This window comes from Microcoleus sp. K5-D4 (assembly GCF_036704575.1).
In the GTDB taxonomy this organism is placed as follows: domain Bacteria; phylum Cyanobacteriota; class Cyanobacteriia; order Cyanobacteriales; family Microcoleaceae; genus Microcoleus.
In genome coordinates this window covers 36955-53932 of sequence record NZ_JAUBSD010000003.1, presented here as the reverse complement: position 1 = coordinate 53932, position 16978 = coordinate 36955, and the positions used below count along the sequence as shown (strand labels likewise).

Annotated in this window: 15 protein-coding genes; 10 read left to right on the top strand and 5 right to left on the bottom strand. The window is 45.6% G+C overall.

The features are described from left to right. Positions 1–107: 107 nt before the first annotated feature. The gene (locus QUA77_RS01865; RefSeq protein ID WP_333449081.1) at positions 108–3611 is read left to right on the top strand and encodes a glycosyltransferase; all 3504 of its coding nucleotides are present in this window, start codon (positions 108–110) and stop codon (positions 3609–3611) included. 71 nt (positions 3612–3682) lie between these two features. Then, positions 3683–5011, top strand: a complete 1329-nt coding sequence (locus QUA77_RS01860) for a GH39 family glycosyl hydrolase (RefSeq protein WP_333449080.1) — start codon at positions 3683–3685, stop codon at positions 5009–5011. 73 nt (positions 5012–5084) lie between these two features. Here the strand turns inward: QUA77_RS01860 and QUA77_RS01855 are convergent, their stop codons facing one another. Both QUA77_RS01855 and QUA77_RS01850 read right to left on the bottom strand, forming a co-directional pair. Continuing rightward, a complete protein-coding gene (locus tag QUA77_RS01855) occupies positions 5085–5384 on the bottom strand; it encodes a contact-dependent growth inhibition system immunity protein (RefSeq protein WP_333038192.1) in 300 nt (99 codons plus the stop codon). Then, the gene (locus tag QUA77_RS01850; RefSeq protein ID WP_333038188.1) at positions 5381–5920 is read right to left on the bottom strand and encodes an RNase A-like domain-containing protein; all 540 of its coding nucleotides are present in this window, start codon (positions 5918–5920) and stop codon (positions 5381–5383) included. Before QUA77_RS01850 ends, QUA77_RS01855 begins: the two co-directional genes overlap by 4 nt. A 318-nt stretch (positions 5921–6238) precedes the next feature. On the opposite strand from QUA77_RS01850, the gene rfbF reads away from it, so the two are divergent. From rfbF to QUA77_RS01825, 5 genes are all read left to right on the top strand, one after another. Beyond that, a complete protein-coding gene (gene rfbF / locus QUA77_RS01845; RefSeq protein WP_333038185.1) occupies positions 6239–7015 on the top strand; it encodes a glucose-1-phosphate cytidylyltransferase in 777 nt (258 codons plus the stop codon). A 214-nt stretch (positions 7016–7229) separates the two neighbouring features. Continuing rightward, on the top strand, positions 7230–8294 hold the full coding sequence (locus tag QUA77_RS01840; RefSeq protein WP_333449079.1) for an acyl-CoA dehydrogenase family protein: 1065 nt from the start codon (positions 7230–7232) through the stop codon (positions 8292–8294). A gap of 77 nt (positions 8295–8371) precedes the next feature. Further along, positions 8372–9103 (top strand): cyclase family protein, encoded by a 732-nt coding sequence (locus QUA77_RS01835; RefSeq protein ID WP_333449078.1) that lies wholly within the window; start codon positions 8372–8374, stop codon positions 9101–9103. A gap of 176 nt (positions 9104–9279) precedes the next feature. Then, positions 9280–10026: a DUF1995 family protein gene (locus tag QUA77_RS01830; protein WP_333449077.1), complete on the top strand. Its 747-nt coding sequence runs from the start codon at positions 9280–9282 to the stop codon at positions 10024–10026. 374 nt (positions 10027–10400) lie between these two features. Continuing rightward, positions 10401–11171: a metallophosphoesterase family protein gene (locus QUA77_RS01825; protein ID WP_333449076.1), complete on the top strand. Its 771-nt coding sequence runs from the start codon at positions 10401–10403 to the stop codon at positions 11169–11171. Positions 11172–11350: 179 nt separating this feature from the next. On the opposite strand, the gene QUA77_RS01820 is transcribed toward QUA77_RS01825, so the two are convergent. After that, a complete protein-coding gene (locus QUA77_RS01820) occupies positions 11351–12202 on the bottom strand; it encodes a M48 family metallopeptidase (protein ID WP_333449075.1) in 852 nt (283 codons plus the stop codon). Positions 12203–12572: 370 nt separating this feature from the next. Between QUA77_RS01820 and QUA77_RS01815 the strand changes: the two genes are divergently transcribed. Then, positions 12573–13097, top strand: coding sequence for a DUF4330 domain-containing protein (locus QUA77_RS01815; protein ID WP_333042459.1), 525 nt, complete (start codon positions 12573–12575; stop codon positions 13095–13097). Between the two features lie 339 nt (positions 13098–13436). On the opposite strand, the gene QUA77_RS01810 is transcribed toward QUA77_RS01815, so the two are convergent. Next, on the bottom strand, positions 13437–14342 hold the full coding sequence (locus QUA77_RS01810) for an alpha/beta hydrolase (protein WP_333135907.1): 906 nt from the start codon (positions 14340–14342) through the stop codon (positions 13437–13439). Between the two features lie 529 nt (positions 14343–14871). Here QUA77_RS01810 and QUA77_RS01805 point away from each other — a divergent pair. Beyond that, positions 14872–15486: a hypothetical protein gene (locus QUA77_RS01805; protein ID WP_333042455.1), complete on the top strand. Its 615-nt coding sequence runs from the start codon at positions 14872–14874 to the stop codon at positions 15484–15486. On the opposite strand, the gene QUA77_RS01800 is transcribed toward QUA77_RS01805, so the two are convergent. After that, positions 15454–16389 (bottom strand): hypothetical protein, encoded by a 936-nt coding sequence (locus QUA77_RS01800; protein ID WP_333449074.1) that lies wholly within the window; start codon positions 16387–16389, stop codon positions 15454–15456. The two genes, QUA77_RS01805 and QUA77_RS01800, sit on opposite strands and share 33 nt — an antisense overlap. Before the next feature lie 301 nt (positions 16390–16690). Here QUA77_RS01800 and QUA77_RS01795 point away from each other — a divergent pair, with 301 nt between their 5' ends. After that, positions 16691–16906 (top strand): hypothetical protein, encoded by a 216-nt coding sequence (locus QUA77_RS01795; RefSeq protein ID WP_333042452.1) that lies wholly within the window; start codon positions 16691–16693, stop codon positions 16904–16906. Positions 16907–16978: the final 72 nt, after the last annotated feature.

The window sequence follows — 16978 nt, the reverse complement described above, 5'->3', positions numbered from 1 at the left end:
TGTTGTCAGCAGTAAAATTGCATCTGCCTTCTGCCTGACATCCTTTACATCCGTTATATCCCTTACAGAACCCGTTGCCGAACCCTTCCTTATCACCGATAAAACTCATGTCAATGCCTAATTCGACACCGCGAGTAAGTGTAATTATTCCAGCATATAATGGCGATCGCTACATCGCGCAAGCGGTAGAAAGCGTCATCAGCCAAACCTATAAAAACTGGGAAATTATCATCGTAGACGACGGCTCAACCGACGACACCCGCCAAGCGTTGCAGCCTTATGTTGAAAAAATTCGCTATGTTTATCAGGAAAACCAAGGAGTAGCTGCCGCCCGCAACCGAGGAATTCAGGAATCCCGAGGCGAATTAATTGCTTTTTTAGATCAAGATGACTTTTTATTGTCCGATAAGTTAGCTGGACAAGTTGCGTTATTTGACGCTCAGCCATCATTAGGAATTGTTAATAGTGGCTGGCGAATGGTTAAAGAGCAAGGCGAAAGTATTTTCGATGTCAAACCCTGGGAATACTTGCCTCAGCTAGACTTAAAAACCTGGATTGTTTATCTGCCACTACTTCCCAGTGCGATGATGTTTTCGCGGCAGTGGCTGGAACGAGTCGGTGGCTTTGATTCTCAGTATGATTCAGTAGATGATGCCGACTTAATCTTGCGTTTAGCACTATCTGGTTGTGAAGCTGCTTGGTTGCATCAAGTGACAGTATGCTACCGCCAGCACGGGCAAAATGTGTCCATCCAGAGAGCGCTAAAACAGGCCAACCTTTGTATTAAATTAAAGCAAAGTTTCTTCAGTCGAGCCGACTTGCCAGAGGACATCCGCCAATTAGAAAAGCAGGCGTTGTATGAAGCTCTGACATGGATGGCGTGGCAACTTTACTACAGCGGCTATCCGGCAGAAATGACTGACTATTTGCAAAAATCTTTGGATTATACCCCGTACTCCCTGACAGCAACTATAGCAGATTGGGTAAAGCGCATCACTGAAATTGCTAAGACCTACGGTTGCAATATTGATGCCATTTCTCTCAGACAATTACCCGAATGGAAACAGTTAATGGCTAGTATTATTACTCCCAAAAAAGTGCGCGTCAGTGTCATCATCCCGGCTTACAACTGCGAGCGCTACATTGTCAGAGCCGTAAAGAGTGTTCTGGGCCAGACTTATCAAAACTGGGAAATTATCGTCGTAGACGACGGCTCAACTGACAACACTCGCCAAGTTTTATCACCTTACCTCGATTTAATTCAATACATCTATCAAGATAACCAAGGAGCAGCAATTGCTCGAAATCGTGCTTGCAAGTTAGCACAAGGGGAATTTTTAGCTTTTCTAGATGCTGACGACTTCTTCTTACCTGAAAAACTCGAAAAACAAGTAGCTTGTTTTGACGCTGACCCCACATTAGATATGGTGCAAACAGGTTGGGTTATCGTTGGCAAAAACGACGAAGGCATCTATGGAGTCAAGCCTTGGGAAGAAGAACCAAAATTAGATTTAGAAGCCTTTGTTTTTTACAAATCAGTGCGTCCCAGCGCCATGATGCTCCGGCGAGAGTGGTGGGAACGATTGGGCGGTTTCGATCATCGCTTGCCGCCAACCGAAGATTTAGATTTTGTGCTACGTTTAGCTTTAAAAGGCTGCAAGTCAGTTTGGTTAAAAGAGATATTAACCTGCTATCGTCAGCACGACAGCAATATCATGTCTAACGGCTCCAAATTAATGAAAAATACGGAAATTTTGATGGAGCAATTTTTTGCTCGGCCAGATTTACCTCAGCACATCCGCGACTTGAAACGCGCGGAACGTTACAAGTGTTTCGTATGGATAGCATGGCGGATGTATCGCGACGGATATTTGGCAGAAATGGTCGAATGTCTGGAAAAATCTCTGTATTACACTCATTTGACAGGCACTGAAACTGTTTTTAATTGGCTGGAAACTTTTAAGGGGGTTTCGGAACAGTACGGCTACCACTTTGATGCCTATGCTTTAACCAATTTACAGGAATGGCAAGACATAGTGGCGATCGCAGCGAACAATCCTTATCAGTTTCAATCGGCTCCCAGTTTGACTTCTCGGCAGCCAACAAAGCACGTACTCCTGTACACAGAAGACTCAGGAGTCGGCGGTTTGGCTCAGTTTAACCACTCGCTGATGTGTAAATTAGCTGCCGATGGCTACCGAGTTACCAGCGTTCAAAGTCAAGCTTCTAATCCTTTAATTACCGAACAAAAACAGCTAGGTATCGAACATCTTTGGCTAGAGTTCGACACGATGAAAGAGTTTTTGCGAATAGCTTACAATTTGGATGATGCTAAAAAGATTTACGCCCAGGCTCAACCGGATTTAATTATATTTAGTGACGGCTGGCCGATGGCTAACTTTGCAGCTAAACAAGTTGCGATCGAGCAAAATATACCGTACATAATCAGTCTGGGTTATATCAATCGCAATTATGAAACCTTCGATCGCGGCGATCAAATTCCCTATTTCGATGCAGTTGCCTACCAGTACATGGTAGCCAAAGCAGCAGTAGCAGTTTCCCACGAGAATTTAAACTTGTTCCAAAGTCTATTTAAAGCGCGTCTAGAACAGGGAAAAGTAATCTATTATGGCAGACCAAATAGTTATTTTGAACCCCCGAATCTTTCCACTCGCCAACGCCTGCGTCAAGAACAACGAATCCCCGAAAATGCTGTTGTTTGTTTTACGGCGGCGAGATTGACTCCCATTAAAGGATATCAGTATCAATTGCAGGCGATCGCCCAATTGAAAAATCGTCCAATTTGGTCCCAAATTTACTTTGTTTGGGCCGGGCCTGGGTCTACTACTCACGACAATATGGAACCTGAATTAAGAGCAACTGTGAGCCAATTGGGAGTAGAAGAACAGGTTAAATTCTTAGGACAGCGCTGGGATATTGCCGATTGGCTAGACGCCAGCGACATCTTTATTTTATCTTCCCAAGCAGAAGGAATGCCACTAGCAATTATGGAAGCAATGGCGAAAGGATTGCCCATAATTGCCACAGCAGTCAGCGGGATTCCTGAAGAATTGGGAGACACGGGAAAGTTACTGCCCGATCCTACAATCGATCCAGCAGGAACAGTAAAAGAGTTGGTAGAAACGGTCGAAATATGGGCAGAAAATCCCGAAGCGCGCAGGCTTGCAGGACAAGCTTGCAAAGCGCGAGCTCAAGAACTATTCAAAGAAGAACGAATGCTTCGGGAATATGGAGAAATAATTGAACAGGCATTTGTAAGTGATGAGAGCGACAGTTTCTCTATAAGTCCGAAACTCCAAAAGCAGGTACAGCAAGTGGATAGCCTGCTGAAATACTATTATTTAGTGTGGAAAGCTTGGGAGGCTTACGAGCGGGGAGATATGTCCGAGATGGTGAATAATTTGCAATCTGCTTGGGCTTGCACACCTTATTTTACCACAGAAACTATCTTTGATTGGGTGAAAAATTTTGGTATTTTAGCTGCGGAAAAAGGAGTTCCATTCGATACCAACGAGCTGATTAACTCCCGCTCCTGGCAACAAGTGATAGAATCAATACAGGGTTTTGAAGTGTTGTCATCTGTTCGTTAAAACTGAGTTTTAGCAGCATTCTCAGGAACGGGCAAGATGCCCATTCCACCAAACACCAACCAAAGAAAAATATGCAACTTAAATTCAAGTTCCCACGTATTCATAGACTGCTGCCAATTGGTTTAGCTATTGTCACTGTTCTGTTAATAGCCTATTTGGGACAGCCAAGAGCGATCGCCCAACTGCGATCGAACGTGACAGTAGATTTTGGACAGCCAGCCACCGGTACAATTTCCATGAGTGGCATCCTGCACGGAATCGACACTGCCAAACCCCCGGATAGCTCGATCAAACCATTGCAGCCCAAACTTTGGCGGGCAGGGAGACTCGATATTTACGATCGAGTAATCGCCAGCGGAGCCGAGTTTCAGTTAGTAGTTAGCGACTTGTGGGGCTACGGTAGCAATCCCAATGGCTGGCCATATCAAAATTACCCCGCGTGGGAAGCATTCATCAGACAGTTAGCCCAGCAAAATAAAGGCAAAAAAATTATTTGGGATGTATGGAATGAACCAGATTGGAAAGATCCATTTTGGAAGGGAAGCAGAGAACAATTCTTTGAAACTTACAAAAGAGCTTACAAAATCTTGCGGGAAGAGTTGGGGCCGTCAGCAATGATTGGCGGGCCAAGCCTCGGCCGCTACAGCAAAGAATATCTCGCCGCTTTTTTGGATTACTGCAAGGCTAACAAACTTGAAGTAAACTTCCTCTCATGGCACGAACTTAACGACGCGATGATTTTATTTGTTGACGATCACGTAATTGAGGCTAAACGCAATTTTCAGCAAAGTCCTTCTTACAAGGAACTGAAATTGCAAAAAATTTACGTCAACGAAATTGTCGGGAACTTAGCGCAGTACCAGCCGGGGGAAATCTTAGGTTATTTGTATAACTTAGAGTATGCAAAAGCTGACGGTGCTTGCAGAGCTTGTTGGGAGAGCAAAGGGCCAAATAAAGTTAGCAATTGCTTCAACAATACGCTGAGTGGGATGGTCACGCCTAATACTTTTGAGCCGAGAGCAGCTTGGTGGACATACAAAGCTTATGCTGAGGGAGTTAATTCGCGGGTGCGGAGCTGGTCAAATAACAATCGCCTTGTCGCTTTAGCCAGCAAATCAAATTCTGAAGGTAAAGCACAGATACTTTTAGGTTATTTCGATCCCAATTTTTCCTCAGCAACAACGGTAACATTAACCCTCGGCAATTTGGAGCAGCTAGGTATTCAAAGGGGTCAGAAAATCAATCTAAAATTAGAAAAAATTCCCAACAATCAAGAAGGAGCCGTGCCACAGCTTGTCACAGTTAAAGAAGAAAATCTTTTGGTGGGTAGCGGCAGCTTGGCTTATGTTATCCCTAATTTCAACGTCCACGAAGGCTACTTATTGACGGTTAGCAAGTGAGCTACCTATCCTATTAAATTGTGAACAATTTGTAAGGACACGGCAGTGCCGTGTCCCTACAAATATATAGATTTTATCTAGGATAATTCAAAGATTTTTGCACCGATTCCAACCACTCTCGGACTGTTTGATTTTCGGATTGTGGGTCGTAGTAACACCCTAATTCATCGAGGATGAATGCTTGTAAATCGGCTGGGGCGATCGGCATTTCTAACAGTTTGCTGAGTTCTTGCGATGCAGCTTCAACACTTGCGGGCGGTTCGCTGCTGCGGTAGTTGTTCACTACCTCGCTGGGAGTGTCAGCTTCTAATGGCCAGTCTTGGTGAAAGTAGGAACTGAAAAATTGGGTTAAATGAGGAAATTGATTGATCATTGGGGATAAGCTGTGAGAATAAAGTATCCGGGAGGTAATTTGGCGCTGCGCTGGAGGACGATTCTCAGGCGAGATGTCGAAGTGGCTTTGGATGCGCGGCGACGCAGAGTAATGCCAATTATTCTGTTGGCGTTGTAGTCGATCGTATAACGATTGCCTCGACTTTTCAGCCAGGAGTCGATCGCACTTTGATTTCTGTTCATTGCTTCTCCAATAGCCGCTTCAGCGACGGAACGGTCAGTAAAAGAAGATGCTGCAGAAATTCTCGTTTCGCTTGCGAGTCGCTGTGCTAGTTCTGCTTCTGTTTTGCCAACGTGTCTCTCTAAAGTGTGTCCTCCTGCTGATTCGTGAAAGTCTAATCCGCCGCCCGGTATGTTGGGCACAAAAGCTAGGGTGGTTTGTGGTATAGTTGATCCTTCCGGTGCAACAACCGTGGCGTAAACACCAGGTATAGCCGATTGGAATAATATAATTATTGAGGCGATCGCACAGAGGATACCTAAAAACTTTTTTAGGCGATCGAGTTGATTTTTCATTGCTGTTGAATCTATTTTTTATATTTAGTATAGGTACTTGTTGTTTTTTTGTCTATTTTTTAATCGACTCTTAGTAAGTTAGAAAATGCGCTGTATTCAAATATACGGTTCGCAGTACCCACCCTACTGCTAGTTAGAAATTGCGCGCAGCATTCAAATACACGCTGCGGTTGCGCGCACCCTAAAATTATTTATAATAGTTCGTGATTTCTGCGGTTTACAAAGCTTCACTCACTATGAGAAAATGTTAATAATTCTTTGAAAAAAATCCTGATGATTGATGATAAGTTACTTTATTATCTTTAAAAATGTGAAAAAATGCAAGTAGTTATCCTAGCAGGTGGCCTCGGTACTCGTCTCAGAGAAGAAACAGAATTTCGTCCCAAACCCTTAGTTGAGGTGGGGGGGCATCCAATTATTTGGCACATCATGAAAATCTATGCACACTACGGTTTCCAAAACTTTATTGTGTGCTTGGGCTATCGCGGCAACATGATTAAAGAGTATTTCCTTAATTATGAAGCCATGAACAATGACTTTACTATCTGTCTGGGACGCCAAAATATCATCACTTATCATGAGGAACATCTCGAACAAGATTTTAAGGTGACTCTGGCTGAAACTGGCGCGGCAAGCATGACGGGAGGGCGGGTAAAACGGATCGAAAAATATATCGATCGCGAGAATTTCATGGTGACATACGGCGATGGAGTAGCTGATGTCGATATTGAAGCCTTGATGGATTTTCACAAATCTCACGGGAAGCTGGCAACTGTCACTACATTTCGCCCGATTTCTCGCTTTGGAATTTTGGAGGTAGACAGCGATAGCCGCGTAGTTCAATTTACTGAAAAACCTCAAATCGACGGCTGGATCAGTGTTGGATATATGATATTTAACCGCCGGGTATTTGAGTATTTGGGGGGAGATGATTGTATTTTAGAACAAGAGCCGATGCAGCGTTTGGCGGCAGACGGACAGTTGATGGCTTACCGTCATGAGGGCTTCTTCTTTGCGATGGATACTTTTCGAGAGTACAAGTATTTAAACGAACTTTGGGATGAAGGGAAGGCTCCTTGGAAAGTGTGGAAATAAATTAGTTTGGGGGCGAAATTTAATTTCCGCCCCACACAAGTTTGAATAAAAATTACTATAAAATCACCTCATAAATCCGGTTGCTTCGTAGATATTTCGTGAGTTGTCGCAAAAGTCGCAAAAATCGTAGTAACTGGGTTTTTAGAGATCCCTATCCGTGGGAAGTGAAACTTTTCCAAATAAGGTAAAACTCACTATAAAATAATTATAAAAAATGGATTCGCAAGAAATTCTCAACAGCACAGAAACTTACCTACAAAAGTGCGTTGCACCCCACGCGGAAATTATCGACAGCGACTCGGAAGCGATAAAAACAGCAGTTGTGGGATTGGAAGATCGATCGCTCTTAGCCTTGCGAGTTCCCCAAAAATGGGGCGGTGTAGAAATTACACCGGAGATTTTTTACCAATATCAGGAATTGACGGCTCGATATTCCGGCGCTTTGTCTTTCCTGCAAACTCAGCACCACAGCGCAACTGCGATGATTGCCAACAGCGACAATGAAATGCTAAAAAGCAGATACTTGCCCGCGATCACCCAAAAAGAGTTACGCTTGGGTATTGGGTTTTCGCATTTGAGGCGATCGGGCAATCCTACCGTCACCGCAACTCCCACAAGAGCGGGTTATTTACTGTCAGGAAAAGTTCCTTGGGTAACAGGTTTTGGATTGTTTCAAAAGTTTATTGTAGCGGCGGTACTTCCTGACAAACGCGCTGTTTTCGGTTTAGTGCCTTTTGCCAATATTGAAGGCGAATCGGGTAAAATAGCTTGTAGCGAAATCATGCAGTTAATCGCCATGAACTCGACTAATACTGTGACAGCCACTCTCGATAATTGGTTGCTGCATGAATCGGAAATAATTTCGGTTAAACCTGTCGGCTGGATTTCGGAAAACGACAGCAAAAATATACTGAATTTTGTCCCCGGTACTTTTGGCTGTATTCGAGCGGGATTGGATGTAATTGCAGCAGCGGCGGCTGCTAAGAATTCACCTTTTATAACGACAGCTTACCAAAAACTAGAGCAAAAGCTCGATCGGCTAAAACAGAATTTCCAACAATCTCAACATAGCTCGAAAGCAGAACAATTAGCGCTGCGAGCTCAAGCCATTGATTTAGCGGTGCGTTGCGGGCACGCTGCGGTTGCAGTTTCTAGCGGTGCTGCTAACGGTGCGGTACACCCAGCCGGGAGAGTTTATCGAGAAGCTTTGGTGTATACTGTTTCCGGGCAAACAAATGATGTGATGGAAGCAACGCTCGATCGACTAATCGAATTTTAGATTTTATATTTTATATTGAGATCGCCGAAGGTCAAAAACTTAACTGTGTTTAATAAATAATAGATATATTTAACCTGATGACAAACAACTTCAACTCAAACAACTTAAAAACTATCGCCTACAGCCAAATTATAGACTTAACCCATGCAATTCATCCCAACATTCCCATCTGGCCCGGAGATCCAGCGACAGAAATTGCTACAGTATCTCAAATAGAAACAGACGGGTATTTCCTGCGAAAATTCTCAATGGGAGAACACAGCGGCACTCACATCAACGCACCCAACAGCTTTTATGCAGGAGGCGCCAGCATTGATAATTATTCCCCGCAGTCGCTCGTTGTGCCGGCAATTGCGATCGACATCCGAGAGCAAAGTCTTGCCAATCCCGACTACACTTTAACAATTGATGATATATTGACTTGGGAACGGCAGCACAAACTTATAGAACCGGGAAATCTAGTTTTATTGTATACTGGCTGGCAAGAAAAATGGGATAATCAGGGAGCATTTTTTAACCGAGACGAGCGCGGAATTTGCCACTTTCCCGGATTTGGCAAAGCAGCAACTCAATTTTTGCTAGAAGAACGCTCTATCGCGGGCATTGGAACCGACACCCACGGAGTCGATACTGGGCGAGATGAAAGTTTTGTGGTGAATAAATTGGTATTGGAAAAGCAGCGAATAGTGCTGGAAAATCTAGCAAATCTCGACTTGTTACCTGCGGCTGACATCACTTTAGTTATCGGAATATTGCGTCTTTTGGAAGGTTCCGGCTCGCCTGTGTCGGTGTTAGCTTTTGTCGCTTAGTGCGGTAAAACTTACATCTTGTACTATTCTCAAGAACAGGCATCTTGCCTGTTCCACAAAGAGTGAATTTTCTTGTGGAACAGGCAAGATGCCTGTTCCTAAATAGGTAATTGAGAATGGTGCAATATCTCAGGTAAAATTAGATTGAGAGAAGTCGAGTAAAAACAATAAGATTAATGACAGAACTGCCCAAGGATCTCAACGAGGCGATCGCCCAATCCCGCATTGCCACCGCCGCCGCCCTCTCGGACGGCAAAAATCTAGTGCAAGTCGAATTAGTATTTCCAGAAATCGCCCTGCAAGCACAGTCTATCACCCTACAATTTCTCCCAGAATTTGAGGAAATCTACCCCGGAGTAAAAGTCTTTTTTCCCGACACTGGTGCGGCAGCCCTCGCGCGCCGCGACTGGGGAGAAACACCGTTTAAAGTCACTGATTTGGGTAGCAGTCGCACCCCTGTTGAAGATAAAATATCACCGGAAGATCAACTTTTCATTTTGATCAATCCAGCAGCCGTAGAAGTGGCCCAAGTTGAAAAAATTTATATCGCTGCGGCCGGTCGCCCAGTAATTCTACTCAACCCGCGCCTGGAAGATGTTGCCACCATAGGTATAGGCTATGCGGGCCGACAATTGCGCGATCGATTCCTCAGCAAAATTGAATCCTGCTACTACATCAGACCCCTAGATACTGCTGCTTTATTCCGCTGCTACCCCCAATCGTGGCAAGTGTGGCTGGAAACAAACGACGAATACGAACTAATTTCTGAAACCGCCCAAAAACCTGTCGGAGACGATTTAGAGCGGATTTTAGCCGCTTCTCTCCCAAGCGCCGATCCTGACTCCACCACACCTGCCAAACCTGTAAAAAAGAAAGGTTTTTTGGCAGAACTCCAGACATTCCTCAAAGCTTTGACTCAGTGACCGCAGTTTTCAATTCTCTGAAATACGCCCAGGACACGGCCAGGCGCCGTGCCCCTACCGGATATTTCTACTTCGCTCAAATTAAAACTGCCATAATATCGTTTCCGGTTGCATCGGTATTGTTCAAATGTCTAAACAGTCAACAGTCAACAGTCAACACTCATATCGAGGAGTGCAACCGGAATTGATATAACTTGCCTGTGTTTCTATCAGTAGGTACGCAAACAGCTACTGGTGAGCTTTACAGAATCTTTATAAAAAGCAGTATAATGGGTGACACCCCTCCACCGTAAAAGAGTGGAGGCAAATAACAGCAAAATCAGATGCTATAAGCTAGAGATGGGGCTTTTGAGTCAGGGAAGCGGATAAACACAATGGAGCACCGGCGCATTGTTATCGGGGACGTACACGGGCATTATGACGGGTTAATGACCCTGCTAGAGGCACTTGCCCCCGGCTTGGACGATCGCGTCTATTTTTTGGGAGACTTAATTGATCGTGGCCCCAAAAGCGCTCAGGTATTAGATTTTGTGCAGCAAAGCCCCTACCAAACTCTGTTGGGCAACCATGAACAACTGATGCTGGAGGCTTTGTCGGGGACGCCGATGGATATGCGAGCGTGGCAATCTTGGCTCTACAGTGGCGGCGATGCGACAGTAGCGAGCTACAGAGATACAGGGATGATGCCGTACAAACACTTAGAGTGGCTGCGCTCGCTCCCCACGCACCTGGACTTAGGGGACATCTGGCTGGTTCACGCCGGCGTTGACCCCCATCTGTCCCTCGATGAACAGTCGATAGAACAACTGTGTTGGATTCGCAGGGAATTTCACACCATGTCGAAACCCTATTTTCCTAATAAATTAATTATCACCGGTCACACGATCACCTTTACCTTTCATGGGGTCAGACCGGGCGAATTAGTCAGGGGCGAAGGGTGGTTGGATATTGACACGGGTGCTTATCATCCCAAAAGCGGATGGCTGACAGGATTTGACCTCAGTTACCGCAGAGTTTATCAAGTAAATGTATTTAACCATCAAGTCCGAATTTTGCCGTTTGACGAAGTTGTCAGGCAATTGAAGCCGCAGCCGATTGCACCGCCGGAACCTGCGATGGATTCTGTTGTTCAACAGCAGTGTTAAATCAAGTTTTAGTTGTAGGGTGCGTCAGTTTAAGTTTGATCAATTAAATCCAAATTGACCCGATCGCTGACGCACTCTAAGAACTAGATTGATTTTGTAACGAACCGCTTTCGATGCGAACATCGCGAAGTAAGAAAAGAGAAGATAAAACAAGAGAGCGCCTGACAGATTTAGAATTGCTACGAACCTAAAAGTCTGCGGATTTCTAGCTTGTAATCCTCATTATTCAAACCTTCACCGCTAGCAAGATCCGGATCTATAGCCTGTGAAATAGCAGCAATACGATCGCCAGTTGCCGGGTGAGTGCTCAAAATGCTAGGAGGAGAAGGCTTGTTGAGCAACTTTTTCATAAAATCAACCATCCCAGATTGAGCGTAGCCCGCTCGCCCCATAGTTTGCAATCCCAACTGATCGGCTTCATACTCAGCTTGGCGGCTGTGGGGACGGCGCAAAGCCAATTCCACCCCAATCTGAACCGCCTGAGATCGATCGAGTCCTGTCGCCGAAGCTACGCCTGAAGCTATGGCCATTTGACGCATTTGTTTAAGCGCGTGGCGAGCATTAATGTGAGCGATTTCGTGGGCGATCACACTTGCCAATTCTGCCTCATTGTCCGCCGCTGCCATCAAACCTTTATTCACATAAACAAAACCGCCCATTGTCGCAAAAGCATTAATATTGTCGTCGTCAATCACTTGAAAAGTATAAGGAATATCGGGGCGAGTGCTTTCTTGAGCGAGCCGCTGACCTATGCGGTTGATATATTCTGTAGTATCCCGATCGCGGTCAATCTTAAACTCGCTGTTCGTTAACTGCTGATTAATTTGTTGGCCAATAGCCACCTCTTGTCGATCGGACATATTGGACAATTGAATAACTTGAATGCCCCGAAAAATCAGTTCAGGCAAAGAAAATGCTTGAGTCGGTTCCGGGGAAACCATCCCAATACCCGCAGCCACAATCAGGGACATAAACAGATAAATCCCCCGGCCACAAGTACGCCGGCAAGTCAACCAAAAACTTTTTAACATGAGTGATAGGTGCCAGAAGTTAGATAAAATTGTAGGAAAAACTCGAAAAGTCACTAAATAGGCAGACGTAATTTGAGGCTGCTTAGTTGCTATTCTAGCTTTTTGTCAATTTTTAACGTTGCCACCAGCTTCTGGGCGATCGAGCCAAGGCTAACCAACCCCCGTCAACTGCCTTCTGGGTTAAGTGCCCCAATCATGCGGATTTTGGGCGATCGTTGTGGTAATATCTTTTAGCTTCAGGACTTACGCATCAATAAAGTATGTCATTGCCAGCGGTAGCTCAGCAATAGCAGCATCTGTTTTTCATCGATGTCTGTGTAAGTCCTGAGCTGTAAACATACTCCTGTCGCTATCAGTATAATAGGCGATTATGAAAATTTTGGATTCTCAAGGCCGACTGTTCGGCAAACTCAGCATTCTAGACGTAGCTGCCGCTCTGATCGTACTGCTAGTTGCAGTCGGAATCTTTTTCTTTCCCGGCACTTCTGGCGGTTCCGTCGCCCAAGTCGGCACCAGTGTCAAACCTGTAGAGATTGATGCAATTGCGATCGGTCTCAAAGGAACAAACGTTCAAGATTTGTTCAAACCAGGTGATAAAATCAATGTGGTGATCCGCAATCAACCCTCCGGTCAGATTACCATCAAATCTGTCAAAACCCTCACCAGAACCCTAGCAGTTCCTCAGCCCAACGGCACTCTGAAAGCTCTTCCAGATCCCAGAGAAGAAGAAGCCTTTAGCAAAAATATGATGTTTACCCTAGAGGGAAAAGGTCAACTTACTGAAAATGGCCCGGTTTTAGGTAATACGAAAGTCAAAATTGGCACTACGCTAGAGCTTGAAGGCAACAAGTACATTTTCAACGCCAGCGTTATCGACGTGCGAGTAAAAGAATAATTAGTAGTCAGTTGTCAGTTCATAGTTGACAGTTGACAGTTGTCAGTGGTCATTGGTGTCAAATTCAGACTAAAATTCATGATAAATCTCGCTTCTAGCAGAGTCTAGATCCCCCCTAGCCCCCCTTAAGAAAGGGGGGGACAAGATTGTCAAATTTCCCCTTATTAAGGGGGATTTAGGGGGCTCTAGACTTGCATATAAACGAGAGATACAGCGGTCTTTAGGATTAAGTTGACATCTATGGGTAGTGGGGAATTAATTTTGTTTCTTCCCTCGAACCTGGAACCTCTATCCGTGACATCCGTTTGCATCCGTTAAAAAATCCGTTGCCGAACTTCTTCACCCTTCCGAAAGCAATTTTAAGTATTGCCTAATTAAGCCAATCGTGACAGCGGGAATTTCTAACTGCGGAGTCAAACCTACGTTTTCCAGAGGTTGAAAAACTTTGATTGCTTCGGGGTTGAGATTTGCCAACCGCTGGCCGATATCGGGCCCGGTAAACTGCGATTTTTCTCCCCAAATAATCGCTGTCGGCGTTGTTAGCTGAGTGATGTACAGCGACAAATCAAAGCACAAATCTCCCCGCACAAAAGAGAGGGCGGCATATTCTGCATTTGGTTCCAAAGCAGATGCGAGGTAAGCATCAACAATTTCTTGATAAACGCGGCGGGAATCGGCAAATTGGCGTTGTTCTAGGAAACTACGGATGCCGCCGTCTGTGGCGATGCCGGTACTGTAGAGTAATTTGTCTAAAATCGGCGTGTTGACTAGCTTAGCGAAGAAACTGCTGCCGTAATCTTGTCCGAAGTCCGACAAACCGCTGGGTATGGTCAAAATTAGGGATTTGAAGAGATCCGGCCGTGCGATCGCAGCTCGAATCGCGATCGCCCCTGTCAGCGAAGAAGCAATCACCTCTGTCGGACTGCCGCAAGTTTTTTCTAGAAATTCGATCAACGTTGTGATATAATCTTCAACCTGATAATTTCTTGCCGGATGTTCCGATCGCCCCCAACCGATTAAATCAGGTGCTAAAATTCGATATTCTGCCGCAAAAGCCGGATAAACTTTCGACCATTCGTAGGCACTCGACCCGCCGCCAAAACCGTGAAAAAATACTAAGTTCGGCTTATTTTCCGAAGTTGAGGTCGGCAACCCCATCCAAGGCATTTTTTCAGCAGTGTAGTAGACCATTCTGCCGAGAGAAGTAACTATTGATCGCTGACCGAAGCCGAGGGGTACAAGCATAAACTAACCTCAATCGCTGTTATATTTTAGATTCTTTTCCGTCGCCCCGTCTCTGTTTAAAAAACTTGCAAAGCTGGTGGCGTTTTTGTAAAGATTGAGTAATGATTTAAATCTATTTTAGTACAGGTGAAGCGTGAAACTACAGACAGCAAGTAAGTTTTGCGATTTGGGCAATTCGGCTGTGTAGTTATCCTTACCCTTGCAAACTACCCCCGATCGGAGATAATAGCAAAATGATGGGTAAGACCCCTCAACAAAATAGAGTCTGTTCGCCAACCCCGAAAGCAGGCGCTCGGAAAGGAGGACTATTAGAACTCGCTTTCAGGCAGGCGGCAGGTTTGCCGACGCTCGCCAATCACAAATCATTAATCACGATATTTTGCGGAGCAGTGGCTTTTGAGGTCGAAAGTCTTTGTTGGAGGGCGGGCGATGGGGTTTCGATTCCTAATTGCAGGTTTGGCAATCACGGGCCTCGCCGTTATCAATTCCAAAACAGAAGAAACAACTAATCTCAGGGAGGTCTACTAAAATGCAACTGCTCAGAAAAAGGGATCGCGAGGGTTTTATGGTTGATGCGAAAAGTCTTCAATCTGACGGGTTAGCAGAATTTGACACAGCCTGTCGAAGCATGGATTTAAACGGCAAAAAGTCTGTTGTCGCCACTCCAGAACGCTCAGGCGCAGGGTCAGAGGTGCGATCGCGCGCCACGGTACCTGCAATCGTCCGCGTAGCTTTAGAAGACTTGAAATGCTTTGAAGTAGTAGAACACCAGTTTGCACATTGGGGGGTGACTTTTAGCAATGCCGTCGCCATCCAACCTTCAAACCCAGCCTTTTTCACGGGTTCTGGAGCAACAGTGTTAATGGGGGCCCCCAAAAGCGGACTGATAGAAGTAACTTTTAAGTATCCAGTTCGGTGGGTGTCAGGACTTGTCACCAGTTCGCGACGAACTGTTTTATCTGCTTGTGACATTGACGGCAACCCAATTGTTCAGGATGAAATGCCGGCGCCCAATCTGGTGGGGTCTAATTCTCCGATCGCCCCTAGGGCTCCCCTGCGCGTAAAAGCTCCGAATATTCATAAAATTACTTTTTACGCTTTTGACGGTCAGCTAATAGTCGATGACTTGATTTTTGGATTTTAAAGCCATGCCATAAGTAGCGTCCCAAGTCTGCAAACCTTCGAGAAGGGCATTGCGGACTAAAGCTTCTGGTTCCCGACTCAGCATCAGGCGAAAGCACTCGGCAGCGCGGGAACGGGCGATCGAACTTTTGACTGAACTCACAGGACCAAACCCACCCTGATTCACCAAATCGGTCATTTGTCGCACTGCAATCAAACGCTTCACGGGGTCAGCATCAGTCAAATCCGCCAAGATGCGATCGAGCGCCACTTCATCTTTTGCGGCCCCCAGACTCAACCCTTGCCGCAGCAACAGTCCTGCAATCGCGAGCGTGCCCAAATTCTGCAAAATTAGGCTCAAAGCCATCCAGGGGCTCTCGGAGTCCGCCCAAATTGCCAAACTCATGTAAGCGCCCAAGGTAGCAATGCCGCCGGTGCCGACGGCTAAAACAAATCGGCGGTTCGGGCCCTCCCAAAATTGCTCGCCTTTTGCTCGCAGCAATTGCCAGTCCCACGACTGCCCTCGGTAAACCAGCATCATCGCTGCTATCCCCAGGCCGGTGGAAAACAGTAACTCACTGTTCCACAACCCCCAAACTCCTGCCAGCGTGACAACTGCCAGCCAACCTTTCGATCGAGTCAAATGCTCTAGCAGCCACTTGAGAAGAGCAGTAGAAACCACAGGCGATCGGGCCCAGGAGGTCTTACCATCTGCCCTCCTACGCCTTGTTTCGGCAGTCCGGCCTGTGGCTGTTGGGGTTCCCGGCGGGCGATGAGCGTCCGAACTAAATTCCCTCAAAGCTTGACCATCAGTTATTTCTAAAGACAGGTCGCTCAAGGGGAGATTGCCGAGTTCTAAAGTGCGATCGGACACTTTTACAGGCGATCTATTCAGCTTGGTTGTAGTTTTTTTAACTTGATTCATACTGACTTTTTTGAAAAATAACTTAAAGTTATCCAGGCTTTTTTAGCACTGATTTAGATTCTTGGCAAATAAGACTCTAAGCTTCTATGATACCGGAAATTCAACCCCGTGGCGAGTACCGCAAATGCGCTGAATTCCTAGAAATCCTTACCAAAAATAGAGCAATTGAAGATGGTTGAGAAAATCACGATAGGTTAACAGCGAATATTTCTGCATCACTCTTGAGACAGAATGGCGATCGGAGTTGGCATGATGGCCAAAAATCGAAATTTTTTAATTTCCAAAAATAGGGGAATTTTGAGTGATTCAATTCGTCCGCCAAGAAATGCACGACGAAAATTTAGCCTTTTGCCCGCAGGCCCGGACTCTCGCTGCTATCCCGGTGTCAGATGAGGCTGGGATTAGCTTGACCAGCGGGACGAACCGCAGCCTCCGGGCGGGCCGAGAATCCAGACACAGACAGTATTGTTGGATAATTAGCAGGAGCATTCCTAAACTGCTAAGATTTTTGAATTAATGGGAGTTGAGGAAGCCCATCATCCGGGTTCAAACCGGTAAAGCAGCAAGGCAAACAACCGATAGATCGTGT